The 16,197-nt window shown below is 60.3% G+C and carries 12 protein-coding genes; 9 read left to right on the forward strand and 3 right to left on the reverse strand.

Annotation, left to right across the window (positions count from 1 at the left end; genetic code table 11):
- Positions 1-256: 256 nt before the first annotated feature.
- The 8 genes from gcl to V6607_RS23825 all read left to right on the forward strand — a co-directional run bounded on the left by gcl (position 257) and on the right by V6607_RS23825 (position 9,744).
- A complete protein-coding gene (gene gcl, locus V6607_RS23790; RefSeq protein WP_003210593.1) occupies positions 257-2,032 on the forward strand; it encodes a glyoxylate carboligase in 1,776 nt (591 codons plus the stop codon).
- 10 nt (positions 2,033-2,042) lie between these two features.
- Entirely contained in the window at positions 2,043-2,825 is a 783-nt protein-coding gene (hyi, locus tag V6607_RS23795) for a hydroxypyruvate isomerase (protein WP_003210594.1), read from the forward strand.
- 176 nt (positions 2,826-3,001) lie between these two features.
- Positions 3,002-3,892, forward strand: coding sequence for a 2-hydroxy-3-oxopropionate reductase (locus V6607_RS23800; protein ID WP_003210595.1), 891 nt, complete (start codon positions 3,002-3,004; stop codon positions 3,890-3,892).
- 178 nt (positions 3,893-4,070) lie between these two features.
- Positions 4,071-5,366 (forward strand): glycerate kinase, encoded by a 1,296-nt coding sequence (locus V6607_RS23805; RefSeq protein WP_134327096.1) that lies wholly within the window; start codon positions 4,071-4,073, stop codon positions 5,364-5,366.
- Positions 5,356-6,771 (forward strand): pyruvate kinase, encoded by a 1,416-nt coding sequence (gene pyk, locus V6607_RS23810; RefSeq protein WP_003210597.1) that lies wholly within the window; start codon positions 5,356-5,358, stop codon positions 6,769-6,771. The genes V6607_RS23805 and pyk overlap by 11 nt, the downstream gene beginning before the upstream one ends.
- 129 nt (positions 6,772-6,900) lie before the next feature.
- Positions 6,901-7,776: an urea transporter gene (locus V6607_RS23815; RefSeq protein WP_134327097.1), complete on the forward strand. Its 876-nt coding sequence runs from the start codon at positions 6,901-6,903 to the stop codon at positions 7,774-7,776.
- Positions 7,777-7,807: 31 nt separating this feature from the next.
- The gene (locus V6607_RS23820) at positions 7,808-8,632 is read left to right on the forward strand and encodes an ion transporter (RefSeq protein ID WP_008434745.1); all 825 of its coding nucleotides are present in this window, start codon (positions 7,808-7,810) and stop codon (positions 8,630-8,632) included.
- A 107-nt stretch (positions 8,633-8,739) separates the two neighbouring features.
- Positions 8,740-9,744 carry a sulfate ABC transporter substrate-binding protein gene (locus tag V6607_RS23825; RefSeq protein WP_003210600.1) on the forward strand — a complete coding sequence of 335 codons (1,005 nt, stop codon included), beginning with the start codon at positions 8,740-8,742 and terminating at the stop codon, positions 9,742-9,744.
- A gap of 164 nt (positions 9,745-9,908) precedes the next feature.
- Here V6607_RS23825 and V6607_RS23830 read toward each other — a convergent pair whose 3' ends face one another.
- Positions 9,909-10,523, reverse strand: a complete 615-nt coding sequence (locus tag V6607_RS23830) for a DUF5666 domain-containing protein (protein WP_134327098.1) — start codon at positions 10,521-10,523, stop codon at positions 9,909-9,911.
- A gap of 178 nt (positions 10,524-10,701) precedes the next feature.
- On the opposite strand from V6607_RS23830, the gene V6607_RS23835 reads away from it, so the two are divergent.
- Positions 10,702-11,898: an MFS transporter gene (locus V6607_RS23835; RefSeq protein WP_032899318.1), complete on the forward strand. Its 1,197-nt coding sequence runs from the start codon at positions 10,702-10,704 to the stop codon at positions 11,896-11,898.
- Positions 11,899-12,055: 157 nt separating this feature from the next.
- On the opposite strand, the gene V6607_RS23840 is transcribed toward V6607_RS23835, so the two are convergent.
- Both V6607_RS23840 and V6607_RS23845 read right to left on the reverse strand, forming a co-directional pair.
- The gene (locus V6607_RS23840) at positions 12,056-14,083 is read right to left on the reverse strand and encodes a M10 family metallopeptidase C-terminal domain-containing protein (RefSeq protein WP_134327099.1); all 2,028 of its coding nucleotides are present in this window, start codon (positions 14,081-14,083) and stop codon (positions 12,056-12,058) included.
- 389 nt (positions 14,084-14,472) lie between these two features.
- Entirely contained in the window at positions 14,473-15,969 is a 1,497-nt protein-coding gene (locus V6607_RS23845; RefSeq protein WP_134327100.1) for a M10 family metallopeptidase C-terminal domain-containing protein, read from the reverse strand.
- Positions 15,970-16,197: the final 228 nt, after the last annotated feature.

A 16,197-nucleotide genomic window follows, 5' to 3' on the forward strand; every position in this document is an offset into this window, starting at 1 on the left:
TTATCTTGTTATGGGAAAGCCGTGGGGCTCTGTCTGATCAGAAGCTCGATCAAACAAATAGAACACAATAGATTTATTTTTTGTATACAATATTTCGAATCATACGCACCACACGTCGAAATATTCCCGTCCATAAGCCTTCCGACGAACGTAAAGGCCACCCAAGAAAATGGATTGACCTGCCCCGCTCGCCGTGAATACACTTCGGACCAACACCACTTGTATACAATTACAAAACGCAAGAGGCACCAAAACCATGAGCAAAATGAGAGCAATCGAAGCCGCTGTCCTGGTGATGCGCCGTGAAGGGGTCGACACCGCCTTCGGTATCCCGGGCGCCGCGATCAACCCGCTGTATTCGGCCTTGCAGAAGGTCGGTGGCATCGATCACGTCCTTGCTCGCCACGTTGAAGGCGCCTCGCACATGGCCGAGGGCTACACCCGCACCAAGGCCGGCAATATCGGCGTGTGCATCGGCACCTCGGGCCCGGCGGGCACCGACATGGTTACCGGCCTGTACAGCGCCTCGGCGGACTCGATCCCGATCCTGTGCATCACCGGCCAGGCGCCACGGGCACGCATGCACAAGGAAGACTTCCAGGCTGTCGACATCACCAGCATCGTCAAGCCGGTGACCAAGTGGGCGACCACCGTCCTGGAACCCGGCCAGGTGCCGTATGCCTTCCAGAAGGCCTTTTATGAAATGCGCTCCGGTCGCCCGGGCCCGGTGCTGATCGACCTGCCATTCGACGTACAAATGGCCGAGATCGAATTTGACATCGACGCCTACCAACCACTGCCCCTGGCCAAGCCTTTGGCGACCCGCATCCAGGTGGAAAAAGCCCTGGCCCTGCTGGACCAGGCCGAGCGCCCGTTGCTGGTGAGCGGTGGTGGCGTGATCAACGCCGACGCCAGCGAACTGCTGGTGGAATTCGCCGAGTTGACCGGCATCCCGGTGATCCCGACCCTGATGGGCTGGGGCACGATCCCGGACGATCACCCGCAGATGGTGGGCATGGTCGGCCTGCAAACGTCCCACCGTTATGGCAACGCCACGATGTTGAAATCGGACGTGGTGCTGGGCATCGGTAACCGCTGGGCCAACCGTCACACCGGTTCGGTGGAGGTGTACACCGAGGGCCGAAAATTCATTCACGTGGACATCGAGCCGACGCAAATCGGCCGCGTGTTCACCCCGGACCTGGGCATCGTTTCCGACGCCGGCTCTGCATTGACCATGTTCATTGAAGTGGCCCGCGAGTGGAAAGCCGCCGGCAAGCTCAAGGACCGCAGCGCCTGGCTCCACGATTGCCAGCAGCGCAAGGCCACCCTGCACCGCAAGACCCACTTCGACAACGTGCCGGTCAAGCCGCAACGGGTGTACGAAGAGATGAACCAGGTGTTCGGCAAAGACACCTGCTACGTCAGCACCATCGGCCTGTCGCAGATTGCCGGCGCGCAGTTCCTGCACGTCTACAAACCACGCCACTGGATCAACTGCGGCCAGGCCGGCCCGCTCGGCTGGACCATTCCGGCGGCACTGGGTGTGGTCAAGGCGGACCCGACCCGCAACGTCGTGGCACTGTCCGGTGACTATGACTTCCAGTTCATGATCGAAGAGCTGGCCGTGGGCGCACAGTTCAAGCTGCCGTACATCCACGTGGTGGTGAACAACTCCTACCTGGGGCTGATCCGCCAGGCCCAGCGCGGGTTTGAAATGGACTACTGCGTGCAGCTGTCCTTCGACAACCTCAACGCACCGGAACTCAACGGTTACGGCGTCGACCACGTGGCCGTCGCCGAAGGCCTGGGTTGCAAGGCCCTGCGGGTGTTCGAGCCGGGCCAGATCCAGCCGGCACTGCGCAAGGCCCAGGAAATGATCGAAGAATTCAAGGTTCCGGTGATCGTTGAGATTATTCTGGAACGGGTGACCAATATTTCCATGGGCACCGAGATCAACGCCGTCAACGAATTCGAAGATCTGGCACTGGTGGGCAACGACGCGCCGACTGCCATTTCACTGCTCGATTAAGGAGAACCCCATGCCGCGTTTTGCCGCCAACCTGTCCATGCTGTTTACCGAACAGGACTTTCTTGCCCGTTTCAAAGCCGCCGCCGATGCGGGGTTCAGTGGTGTGGAATACCTGTTTCCCTACGAATTCAGCTCAGCTGAAATCAAGGCGCAACTCGATGCCCACGGCCTGACCCAAGTGCTGTTCAACCTGCCGGCCGGTGACTGGGCCAAGGGCGAACGCGGCCTGGCCTGCCACCCGGACCGGGTCGAGGAGTTCCGTGCCGGGGTCAACCTGGCCATCGCCTACGCCCAGGTACTGGGCAATACCCAGGTCAACTGCCTGGCGGGGATTCGCCCGGCCGGCGTGGATGACGCGACGCTTGAAAAAACCTTCGTCGCCAACCTCAAGTACGCCGCCGACAAGTTGCAGGCGGTGGGCATCAAGCTTGTGATGGAGATGATCAACACCCGCGACATCCCGGGTTTCTACCTGAACAACACGGCGCAGGCCCTGTCGATTCGCGAGCAGGTGGGCAGTGCCAACCTGTTCCTGCAATACGACATCTATCACATGCAAATCATGGAAGGCGACCTGGCCCGCACCATGGCTGCGCACCTGGGTGAGATCAACCACATCCAGCTGGCGGACAACCCGGGGCGCAACGAGCCGGGGACCGGTGAGATCAACTACCGCTTCCTGTTCGAACATTTGGACCGCATCGGTTATCAGGGTTGGGTCGGCTGTGAGTACAAGCCGTTGACCACCACCGAAGCGGGTTTGGGTTGGCTCAAAAGCCACAACGCGATCTAACTGAACAAACACAGCACCCAATGTGGGAGCGGGCTTGCTCGCGAAAGCGGTGGATCAGTCGACATCAATGCTGAATGTCGGCCCCCATTCGCGAGCAAGCCCGCTCCCACAGTGGATCTCCTGTGTTTAGCAGGCCGCGCCAGGCCTGCACACCTAACAATAAGAGGATTTTCGTCATGGCTAAAATCGGATTTATCGGCACCGGCATCATGGGCCAACCCATGGCTGCCAACCTGCAAAAGGCCGGTCACCAACTGTTTCTTTCCGAGCATCACGGCAAGGCGCCGGCTGAACTGATCAGCGCTGGTGCGGTGGCCCTGGCCAACCCGCAGCAAGTGGCCCAGGAAGCCGAATTCATCATCGTCATGGTGCCCGACACTCCGCAGGTCGATGATGTGCTATTCCGCGCCGACGGCGTTGCCGCAGGTCTTGGGCCGAACAAAGTGGTGATCGACATGAGTTCGATCTCGCCCACCGCCACCAAGGCCTTCGCCGCAAAGATCAACGAGACCGGCGCACGTTACCTCGACGCCCCGGTGTCCGGTGGTGAAGTCGGTGCCAAGGCCGGCACCCTGAGCATCATGATCGGCGGCGACCCGCACACCTTCGAACGCGCCCTGCCGCTGTTCCAGGCCATGGGCAAGAACATCACCCTGGTGGGCGGCAATGGCGATGGCCAGACCGCCAAGGTGGCCAACCAGATCATCGTTGCGTTGAACATCCAGGCGGTGGCGGAAGCGCTGCTGTTCGCCTCGAAGAACGGCGCCGACCCGGCCAAGGTGCGTGAAGCACTGATGGGGGGGTTTGCTTCGTCGAAAATCCTCGAAGTGCATGGCGAGCGCATGATCAAGGGCACCTTCGACCCGGGCTTCCGCATCAACCTGCACCAGAAGGATCTGAACCTGGCCCTGGCCGGTGCCAAGGAGCTGGGGATCAACCTGCCGAACACCGCCGGCACGCAGCAGGTATTCAGCACCTGCACCGCCATAGGTGGCGGCAACTGGGACCACTCGGCGCTGATCAAGGGCCTGGAACATATGGCGAATTTTTCGATTCGCGATAAATAACGCCCGTTGAAATGCGATCGAATGTGGGAGCGGGCTTGCTCGCGAAAGCGGTGTATCAGTCAGCATGGATGTCGAATGGTAGACCGCTTTCGCGAGCAAGCCCGCTCCCACATTTTTGACCGCATTTCACATCGAATTTGATGCACCCCTAATAACAAGAATCCCCGGGAGCCCGCTTATGTCGGTCGATCCGCAACACCTGCTTCGCGAGCTGTTTGCCACAGCCATCGACGCCGCCCACCCCCGGCAAGTCCTCGAACCCTATCTGCCCGCCGACCGCAGCGGCCGGGTCATCGTGATCGGCGCCGGCAAAGCCGCCGCCGCCATGGCGCTGGTGGTGGAAAACTGCTGGCAAGGCGAAGTTTCGGGCCTGGTGGTCACCCGCTACGGCCACGGCGCACCCTGCAAGAAAATCGAGGTGGTCGAAGCCGCGCACCCGGTGCCGGACGCCGCAGGCCAGGCCGTGGCCAAGCGTGTGCTGGAGCTGATCAGCAACCTGGGCGAAGACGACCGCGTGATCTTCCTGCTCTCCGGCGGCGGCTCTGCACTGCTCGCCCTTCCGGCCGCCGGCATCACCCTGGCGGACAAGCAAGCGATCAACAAGGCCCTGCTCAAATCCGGCGCCACCATCGGCGAGATGAACTGCGTGCGCAAGCACCTCTCGGCGATCAAGGGCGGGCGCCTGGCCAAGGCAAGCTGGCCTGCCACCGTCTACACCTACGCGATTTCCGATGTACCGGGCGACCAGGCCACGGTCATCGCTTCCGGCCCCACTGTTGGCGACCCCAGTACCTCGCAACAGGCGCTGGCGATTCTCAAGCGCTACCAGATTGAAATCCCGGCGTCGGTGCGCACCTGGCTGCAAAGCCCGGAGTCGGAAACCGTCAAGCCCGGGGACCCGGTGCTCGCCCGTAGCCATTTCCAACTGATCGCCCGTCCGCAGCAATCCCTGGAAGCGGTGGCGGTGAAAGTCCGCCAGGCCGGTTTCAGCCCGCTGATCCTCGGCGACCTGGAAGGCGAAGCGCGGGACGTGGCCAAGGTGCACGCCGGTATCGCCCGGCAAATCATCCAGCACGGCCAACCCCTGGCGGCGCCTTGCGTGATCCTCTCCGGCGGCGAAACCACCGTCACCGTACGCGGCAATGGCCGTGGCGGACGCAACGCCGAATTCCTGCTGAGCCTCACCGGCAGCCTCAAGGGCCTGCCCGGCGTCTACGCCCTGGCGGGTGACACCGACGGCATCGACGGCTCGGAAGACAACGCCGGCGCGATCATGACGCCCACCAGCTACGCCCGCGCCGAAGCCCTGGGCTTGAGCGCCAGTGACGAGCTGGACAACAACAATGGCTACGGCTACTTCGCGGCCCTCGACGGCTTGATCATCACCGAGCCGACCCGCACCAACGTCAACGATTTCCGCGCCATTCTGATTCTTGAAAGCCCTGAAAGAGAGTCCCCTGAACATGACGCCTGACAAGAAGGTCAAGATCCTCGCCACGCTGGGCCCGGCCACCGACAGCATCGACGACATTCGCGAGCTGGTGGAAGCCGGGGTGAATATCTTTCGCCTGAACTTCAGCCATGGCGATCATGCCGACCACGCCCAACGCTACCAGTGGATTCGCCAGGTGGAGCGCCAGCTCAATTATCCCCTCGGCATCCTGATGGACCTGCAAGGGCCGAAGCTGCGGGTGGGGCGTTTTGCCGAAGGAAAAGTGCAACTGATTCGCGGCCAGGCCCTGCGCCTGGACCTCGACCCGACACCCGGTGATCAGCGGCGGGTCAACCTGCCCCACCCGGAAATCATCGCGGCCCTGCAGCCCGGCATGGACCTGCTGCTGGACGACGGCAAGCTGCGCCTGCGGGTGATCACCAAGCACGCCGATGCCATCGACACCACCGTGCTCAATGGCGGTGAACTGTCGGACCGCAAAGGCGTGAACGTACCCCAGGCATTGCTGGAGCTCAGCCCGCTGACGGCCAAGGACCGCCGCGACCTGAGCTTCGGCCTGGAACTGGGGGTGGACTGGGTGGCGCTGTCGTTTGTGCAACGCCCGGAAGACATCCGCGAAGCCCGCGAGTTGATCGGCGACAAGGCGTTCCTGATGGCCAAGATCGAGAAGCCCTCGGCGGTGCAGCGCCTGCAGGAAATCGCCGAGCTGAGCGACGCGATCATGGTCGCCAGAGGCGACCTGGGGGTGGAAGTGCCGGCGGAAAGCGTGCCGCAAATCCAGAAGGACATCATTGGTGTGTGCCGCCAGTTGGGTAAACCGGTGGTGGTGGCCACGCAGATGCTTGAATCCATGCGCTTCTCCCCGGCGCCGACCCGTGCCGAGGTCACCGACGTGGCCAACGCAGTGGCGGAAGGGGCGGACGCGGTGATGCTGTCGGCGGAAACCGCTTCCGGTGAATACCCGTTGGAGGCCGTGCTGATGATGAGCAAGATCATTCGCCAGGTGGAAAATGGCCCGGATTACCAGACCCAGCTGGACGTCAGCCGGCCCAAGGCGGATGCCACGGTGTCGGACGCCATCAGCTGTGCGATCCGCCGTATCAGCAGCATCCTGCCGGTGGCAGTGCTGGTGAACTACAGCGAGTCGGGCAGCTCCACCTTGCGGGCGGCGCGGGAACGGCCGGCGGTGCCGATTCTGAACCTGACACCGAACCTGTCGACGGCGCGACGCTTGAGCGTGGCGTGGGGCGTGCATTCGGTGGTGAACGATCGGCTGCGGCAGGTGGATGAGGTGTGTTCCACGGCGTTGGAGATTGCCCAGGCACAGGGTATGGCGGAGCGTGGGGATACGTTGGTGATTACTGCTGGGGTGCCATTCGGGCAGCCAGGGTCGACCAATTCGTTGCGGATCGAGACATTGATCTAATCCCCTGTGGCGAGGGAGCTTGCTCCCGCTGGACTGCGCAGCAGGCCCATCTTTTGGGGCCGCTGCGCGCCCCAGCGGGAGCAAGCTCCCTCGCCACAAGATTCGGTGCTTTCCTGCAGATTATTGATCATGCCCAACCAACCCTGCCCCGACTGGGCCGAAGCCCTGCTCAACGGCTTCAGCCAGATATTCCTGCAGCGCCACCCGCTGTGTGGCCTGCTCTGCCTGCTGGCGATCCTGATCGGCGCCCCAGCCCTGCTCGGCGGCGCGCTGCTGGGCGGTGTCGCCGGCTTACTGACCGCCCAACGCCGCGGCTATCCCAAGGCCGAACGCCAGGCCGGTCTCTATAGCTACAACGGCGTGCTGCTCGGCTTGCTGATCAGCCAGCACTTCAGCTGGTCGGCACTGCTGCCGCCGTTGATTCTCGCCTGCGGTGGCCTCAGCGCAATCCTCACTCGCCAGTGGCTCAAACGCGCCGCCAACCCCGATGACCTGCCCGCCTACACCGCACCGTTTGTGGTACTCGGCTGGCTGCTGCTGGGCACCACCGCGCCCGCCGCATTTGCCGCCAGCGAACCCGGCACCTGGGCGCTAATCTGCGCGCCGTTCACAGGTCTGGCCCAAGTCATCCTGATGGACCAACCCCTCGCCGGCCTGCTGATCGCCCTCGGCCTTTTAATAGCCAGCCGCCGCGCGGCCTTGTGGGCGCTGACCGGCGCGAGCCTCGGCGTGTTGATCGCCCTGTTGATGGACGAGCCCGCCAGCGCCCTGCTCGGCCTGCACAGCTATAACCCGGCGCTGGCCGCCCTGGCCCTCAGCCAGCATCGTCGCCAACCCTGGCTGCCGCTGATCGGCATCCTGCTGGCGATCATCCTCACGCCCGGCTTCACCGGCCTGAACCTGCCCGCGCTGACCGCGCCGTTTATCCTCGCCGCCTGGCTGGTGCGCGCCAGTCAGCGGGTGATGCAGAAAACCCGCATGGACAGCCCCTTCGAATCCCCCTAGGCTTCGCTGATCTTCGATTCAGGCGACTTCCATGGACAGCAACAAGCACTGGCGTGAGCGTCTCTACGTCATGGTTTTCCAAAGTGACACCCCGGCCGGCCGACGCTTCGACAGCACCCTGTTGCTGATCATCCTGGCCAGCCTGGTGATCGTGATCCTCGACAGCATCCAGGCAGTCCACGACAACTACGCCAACGTGCTGGCCTATATCGAGTGGGGCTTCACCATCATCTTCGCCATCGAGTACGGCCTGCGGCTGTATTGCTCGCCCAAGCCGTTGCGCTATGCCTTCAGCTTTTATGGGCTGGTGGATTTGCTGGCGATCGTGCCCGGGATCCTCGCGCTGTACTACAGCGACGCGCAGTACCTGCTGATTATCCGAATCATCCGGATGCTGCGGATTTTCCGCGTGCTCAAGCTCGGCCCGTACCTCAAGCAGGCCAACTACCTGATGTCGGCGCTGCGGGGCAGCAAGCAGAAGATCGTGGTGTTCCTGGTCAGCGTCTGCACCCTGGTCACGGTGTTCGGCACCTTGATGTACGTGATCGAAGGCCCGGAGCACGGGTTTACCAGCATTCCCAAGGGCATCTATTGGGCGATCGTCACCCTGACCACCGTGGGCTTTGGCGATATCGTGCCGAAGACCCCGCTGGGCCAGGTGATTTCGTCGCTGGTGATGATCACCGGTTATTCGATCATCGCGGTGCCCACCGGGATCTTCACCGCCGAACTGGCCAACGCCATGCGCGGTGAGCAATTGCAAACGGATTGCCCGGTGTGCAAGAAAAACAGCCATGAGCCCAATGCAGCGTTTTGCTCACGGTGTGGCAGCGCGCTTTTCAAGAAACTGGAATAAGCAAAGTTCTTTTTAATCTTTAAGCGACTATGCGCCCCCCCGTTATAGTCGCTGGCATATTGCCCCCATGCGTTTCAAAAACCTTCTCGAACAACAAGGAATGAGCAGTGAAAAAACTCGTTAGTGCCTCTCTCCTGGCCGCCGGCCTCGCACTGGCTGGCGTCGTCCAGGCCGCCCCGGTCACCCTGCTCAACGTCTCCTATGACGTGATGCGTGACTTCTACAAGGACTACAACGCCGCCTTCCAGAAGCACTGGGCCGCCGAGCATCCAAACGACAAGCTGACCCTGCAGATGTCCTTCGGTGGTTCGAGCAAACAAGCGCGCTCGGTGATCGACGGCCTGCCGGCTGACGTGATCACCATGAACATGGCCACCGACATCAACGCCCTGGCGGACAACGGCAAACTGGTGCCGGACAACTGGGTTACCCGCCTGCCGAACAACAGTGCGCCGTTCACTTCGGCCACGGTGTTCATCGTGCGCAAAGGCAACCCGAAAGCCCTGAAAGACTGGCCGGACCTGCTCAAGGATGGCGTGCAAGTCATCGTGCCGAACCCGAAGACCTCCGGTAACGGCCGCTACACCTACCTCTCGGCCTGGGGTTATGTGCTGAAAAACGGTGGCGACGAAGAGAAGGCCAAGAAGTTCGTGGGTGACCTGTTCAAGCACGCACCCGTGCTGGACACCGGTGGCCGTGCCGCTACCACCACGTTCATGACCAACCAGATCGGCGACGTGCTGGTGACCTTTGAGAACGAAGCAGAAATGATCGCCCGTGAATTCGGCCGTGATCAGTTCGAAGTGATCTACCCGAGCGTTTCCGCAGAAGCTGAGCCGCCAGTGTCGATCGTCGACAAAGTGGTCGAGAAAAAAGGCACCAAAGTGGCTGCCGAGGAATACCTGAAGTACCTGTGGTCGCCGGAAGGCCAGGAAATTGCCGCCAACAACTACCTGCGTCCACGTGACCCGAAAGTGCTGGCCAAGTACACCGACCGTTTCCCGAAAGTCGACTTCCTGTCGGTAGAGAAGACCTTTGGCGACTGGCGCACCGTGCAGAAGACCCACTTCAATGATGGCGGGGTTTTTGACCAGATCTACTCCGGGCAGTAATCCGCACCCTGATCGCTGATCGTTCCCACGCTCCGCGTGGGAATGCATCATAGGACGCTCCGCGTCCAGGTCGCGCCGCAAGACCTGGACCGTGCGCAATGGTGACGCAGAGCGTCACTGGATGTATTCCCACGCGGAGCGTGGGAACGATCTATCTACAGCCGTTACATCGGCGGTGTCACGCCATCCTTACCCGCGGAAATCGCCTGGGCCGTCACGCTCCCGTCCTCGCCCTTCGCCGCAAACATCACCACCTTCACCCCAGGCTTCAGCAAGCTGCGATCACCCGGCTCCAGGTTGACGATCGGCACATCATCCGGCACCACGATCTTCTGCTCGCCGCCCTTGTACTTGACGGTCAACGTGCGGCCATTGCTCACCACCAGGTCACCCACGGTGCCGTTGGTCATGCTGCTGCCTTCCTTCAGGTCGAACGCACGGTGCCCATCGCCTGTACCGGCCATCGCCGGTGGGAATACATGCACTTCCAGCGCCGTCAGGGTGCCATCCGCGTTGGGCATGGCCGCCGAACCGATGTAACTGCCGGGCTTGATGTCTTCGATTTTTGCCAGGGTGACCGCACGCACCTGCGTGTCCTTGGTCAGGTGCACGGTGACGTCTTCACCGCTGTTGACCTTGACGTGCATCGCGTCGCCGTCCATCGCGGTAATCGCACCCCGCACGCCGACACGCGGGGCATCTGCGGCCTGGGCAACGCCCACGGTCATCAGCGCGGCCAGGCTGGAGGCCAGGAGCATCTTGTTGAATGTCGTCTTCATGGCAGTCGATTTCCTGTTTATGCAGTTGTGACTGAATGTATCATCGACCTTCAGCGCGAAAGTTAACGTTTCAGTCATTAATTCCCGGCATGAGTGTTATCACCACAGACAGGCTACTCGCGCCCGGGGCCAGTCTTTATCCTCGCTCGCCACAATCCTTCGCTTTTATGAGAACGCCATGAACGCCACGCCCCCCGCTACAAGCACGATGACCCGAGGCATGGTGATGCTGTTTGCGTTCTGTTGCGGCGCCATCGTCGCCAACATCTACTACGCGCAACCGATCATCGAGCTGATCGCCCCGGACATCGGCCTCACGCCGGCCATGGCCAGCCTGATCGTGTCCCTGACCCAGATCGGCTATGCCCTGGGCCTGTTCTTCCTGGTGCCGTTGGGCGACCTGCTGGAAAACCGCCGGCTGATGATCATCACCACCGTGGTGGCCATCGCCAGCCTGCTGGGTGCGGCGTTCACCGAACAGCCGAACCTGTTCCTGCTGGTGTCGCTGCTGATCGGCTTCAGCTCGGTGTCGGTACAGATCCTGATTCCGCTGGCGGCGCACCTGGCGCCGGCTGAATCCCGTGGCCGGGTGGTCGGCAGCATCATGGGCGGCTTGCTGCTGGGTATCCTGCTGGCGCGGCCAGTGTCCAGCGTGGTGGCTGACCATTTCGGCTGGCGCGCCATGTTCATGGCCGCTGCGGCACTGATGGCGTTTATCAGCGTGGTGCTGATGCTGACCATCCCCAAGCGCCAACCGGATCACGCGGCCAGCTATGGCCAGCTGCTCGCCTCGCTGGGCACCTTGCTGCGCCGCCAGCCGGTGCTGCGCCAGCGCGCGTTTTACCAGGGCTGCATGTTCGCCACCTTCAGTCTGTTCTGGACCGCCGCCCCGCTGGAACTGTCCCGCAACCACGGCCTGAGCCAAAGCCAGATCGCCCTGTTTGCCCTGGTCGGCGCCCTGGGCGCCATCGCTGCACCCATCGCCGGGCGCCTGGCGGATGCCGGCCACACCCACCGCGCTTCGCTGCTGGCGATGCTGTTTGCCGCACTGAGCTTCCTGCCGGCCTTCGTGCACCCGCTGTACAGCGTGATCGGCCTGGCGGTGACCGGCGTGGTCCTGGACTTCTGCGTGCAGATGAACATGGTCCTTGGCCAGCGCGCCATCTACGCCCTCGACGCCAACAGCCGTAGCCGACTGAACGCGCTGTACATGACCAGCATCTTCATCGGCGGCGCCTTCGGCTCGGCGATTGCCAGCAGCGTGTACGAACACGGCGGCTGGCTGGGGGTGATGCTGGTGGGCAGCGCATTCCCGCTGGTGGCGTTGCTGCGCTTCTTGAGCGCCTCGCGGCAAGGGGCGGTGGCGACTGCCTGACCCACCTTACAACCGCATCAACGGCTCCAACGCCGCATCCGCCAGAAATGACGAGTGACGAGGTCAAGGGCTTGCTGACTGATTGGGAATTACCGCCCAGGGATTTATGGGCGGTATCCCCTCCAGGAGGATGGCGAGCGCCCTGGCGCGTTGCTTTTCAGCGCAGGTGAGTAGACAGACCGATCACGTCCTCTGGCCGGATCAAGCGTGTGCTTTTAAGCAGGAAGTTTGTCTGACGCCGTCCCAGTAAGTCGATGCCCACAAAGTAACGCCCGCTCTGCTGGTTGTATTTGACGACGGTATCTCCAATACGGCCCGTGTAGCTATCCACCAGCCGCAAGGGCGTTCCGACTTCTGTCATTAAACCCGTCAGATCAATTGTGTCTTGGCCACTGGTGAAATCCATGATCAGGTCAGCGTCGTCATAGGCCGAGTCGCTGGCCTTCTCATACCTGAACGTGTTTCTACCGCCCACACCCCAGAGCGTATCTCCACCTGCCCCGCCGGTGAGAACGTTATCCACCGTATTGCCTATGAGCGTGTCACGGCCTGAGCCGCCAATCGCATTCTCCACGGTGACACCTTTGGCTATACCAACGTTATTGCGCAAGCCGCCTATGCTGGAGGCTGCGCCCTCGCGCAAGTCGATGGTCTGGTTCTGCCGGAAGCCCGAAAAGTCCAGGGTGTCATCGCCACCTTTGTCCCTCACCAGGAACCTGGGAGCGCCACTCTGGGAATGCAGGCTAAGGAAGGGATCACCGGTGTTGGAGTTGAAGCCATAGACAGTATCGTGCGGAGCAGGAAAAGGGTCCGGTTGAGGTTCTGGCTTGGGCTCTGGTTGGGGCTCCGGCTTGGAAACTCCAGGTTCGTATGCCCCGCCAGTGACTATGTCACTGGCCTGAATGCCACCCACGCTCTTAATCAGAAAATCCGCTTTGCCCCTGCCAGTGGTGTCGAGACCCAGACTACCGTTTCCGCTGCGCGGGTCATGGCTCAGGACAATCTCGCCAGCACGCCCCGTAAACCGCTCAACAATGTTGAAATGCTTGATTGAGGTATTTTTCAATAAGCCCGAAAGGTCGATCTTGTCTGTGCCGCTGGTGAAATCCAGGATTTCGTCAGGCCTGGTGAGTGTCGAGTCACTCGCTCTATCGTAAGCAAACACGTCCGCGCCTGCGCCGCCTGTCAACCTGTCTGAACCCGCTCCACCCTTGAGCCGGTTGCCGGCCTCATTCCCTATGAGCTCATCGTCACCTGAGCCACCTGTGGCATTTTCAATGACAACGCCCTTGGCGATAGACACATTACCCTTCAAGCCACCCACATTGGAAAACGACTCCGCATTCAGGTTGATCTTCTGGTTCTGGGAAAATAGCGAAAAGTTCAGCGTGTCATTCCCGCCCCCGTCCCATACCGAAAATATCGGGGCGTCCTTCGAGGACTCAAGGCTGAAGTGGTCACGGTCAGTATTGGATTCAAAGCCATAAGTAGTATCGGTATTCCGCGTATTGAGATTGGCCCCGTAGAGTTTCTGTACGGCAGCAATATCATCTTTCATTGGTGTTGAAGGTTCGCGCGATTTGAAGTCATGGCCCGTATGATTGGTTTCCCGCCAGTAACTCATTACGCTGTGGGCTCTGGTGTCCTGCGTGTATAGGGCATCTGCATAAGAGTGCACACTTTCACCATAGTCCCCAGGGTGGCCAAGCCCCAGGGCATGTCCCAACTCATGTATGGCCGTTGATAAAAAAACATCGCCATGCCGTGGGGCATCAGAAGCGCCTTTCGTTCCAACCGTAGTGCTCATATCACCGTACCAGCGATTAGGCAGCCCCGACACCCCGCCATTGTCATCGGGATTGGCCTTGATGGTTATTGAACCATCCGGACCTGGCGCCCCCTCCTTGAAGACAATATTTGTCACGTCCTGCCAAGACGTCAGGGCTTTGCGCAAGGACGCTTTCTGTTGCACAGAGAATTGATCGTCAAGGGTGAAGGAAAGCTCGATTTTGTTATCGCCATTACGATCGTAATGCCTCGAACCCTCTCGCAGGATTTGCTTTGCAGCATCATCCGTGGTGAAGGTTTTTTTTGAGGTTGCGCCATCACTGGTAGTGGCCGCATTCAACGTAGATAGCTCATGACCTGATACAGGCGGACTAACGAAAGAAGCAGTGACTCTCATACAAACAACATCCTTTTAGTTGAGACTTTGATTCATCAGGAAACAGACTTTCAACGCGACTTTTTCATTTAACAGCCGCCTTAAAATCTCACATGAAAAAGCCGAATGTCACCCCTATGAACGTTTCAATTTAAATATCCAAACAGCCAGAAATACATCGCCAATTTTTCAAGCGCACTATATTTATATTCAGAAGTTTCAGATCAGGCCAGCTCTGCATTCAATATGCGATACGAAGAAAACCGGAGACATATAATCCTACAATTACCCATCGCCCTAACCCGGGCATGAAAACAATCTGCTACACATCCGGCTGCTGCACCACGTGGTGCTGATGGCTGAGAGCCAGGCACTGGAAACAGGGCCAGACTCTGCCTTCACTCTGGCGGTTACCCAGGGGCGCCCGGCTGTTGAAGCAGACCTTTCAATAGCTGCAGCAACGTCGACAATGTCTTGGCGATCATCTCGTTCAACACTGCAAGCGTGGTCGTTTTCGAATCAGGCGCAGGGGGCGGCGCCGGGGACGGCACTACATTTGGCATGGGTAATGGCACCGGCTTGAACCCAGGCGTCGCCCCCGCCCACTGCACATCCGTCGACTTGATCTGGCCAACACTGTTGATCAACAACTCGGCTTTGCCACTGCCGTTCAGGTCAACTTCCAGGCTTGACCGGCCCGTGGCGGCGTCGTACTTGAGCAAGGCCTCGCCAGCGCGCCCCGTGAATCGGTCCGTGAACACCAGGGTGCCCACGCCGGCTTCTTTCAATGCGCCCGACAGGTCGATCTTGTCGGTACCGCTGGTAAAGTCCTCGATCAAGTCAGGATCCTGGGGCGTGGAATCACTGGCCTTGTCGTAGATAAACATGTCCGCTCCGCCGCCACCGCGCAACGTATCAGCCCCTGCTCCACCTTTGAGTCGATTGCCCGCCTCGTTACCGATCAGGGTGTCGCGACCGGCCCCACCTGTTGCGTTTTCAATTGTGCACCCCTTGGCAATCGAGACATTGCCCTTCAAGCCGCCCACGTCAGAGAACGACTCGGCATTGAGGTTGATCTTCTGGTTCTGTGAGAACCCTGAAAAGTCCAACGTATCGTCACCGCCGCCGTCCCATACGCAAAAAACGGGTTTGTCCGTGGCGCTCTTGAGCGTCATCGCCTCCCGCTCGGTGTTGGAGTTGAAACCATACGTGGTGTCGGTATTGCGGGTTTGGTGATTGGCCCCATACAACCGCTGCGCTGCCGCGATGTCGTCCATCATTGGCGCGGATGGATTCGAAGACTGAAAGTCGTGGCCGGCCTGGTTTTTCTCCGACCAGTAGCTCATGACGCTGCGCGCCTTGGTATCCCCGGCATAGACCGCGCCACTGTTGTAGGCAGAGCCGCCACCATTGTAGTTGCCTGGATGCTGCAGGCCGATGGCGTGCCCGATTTCATGTACCGCGGTCACCGAAAAGTGGCTGCCCAGGCCAGGTCTGCTCCCTGCTTTCAGCGTGCCTATCGTCGCGGTCGTGCTGGTGTTGGAGCGTGTAGGTGATGTGGCAACACCACGGTCACCGCGAGGGTTGTTTTTAATGTTTACCGTGCCGTCTGCCCCATCTGCCTGCTCCTTGAGGTTAATGTTGGCAACATCCTGCCAGGACTGCACCGCTTGACGAACGCGTTGTTGCTGCTGCGCGGTGAAACTGGGGTCGACGGTGTAGGACAGATCAACTTTCATGTCGCCGTTACGATCGTGAAACCGCAGGTTGTCCCGCGAGATCTGCTTGCCGGCCTGATCCGTGGTGTAGGTCGGCTTGGCTTTCGCGCCGAAGCCAGTCGGACCGGGGTCAGACTCCGGCAAGTTTTGAAGCATGGGCCTGATGGAGATCGCGTCAAAAACGTTCATGAGAAAGAGCACTCTTTATTAATTAATAGACGAGCCGGAACAATCGGCATCAGCCATTAAGCTCCCATGCATGGAAAGCACGGGACAGCGCTTATTTAGTTCTCATCGAAACACTTAAAAGCGATGAAACACCCGCTAAGAAACTCAATAAATTACTTGCAATTTAAACAACTGAACACACACCAGCCGTTGCGGCAGCGCCTTGGTTTATCAGAAAAAAAACAAAAA

Source organism: Pseudomonas sp. KK18 (genome assembly GCF_037094675.1).
Classification (GTDB): Bacteria; Pseudomonadota; Gammaproteobacteria; order Pseudomonadales; family Pseudomonadaceae; genus Aquipseudomonas.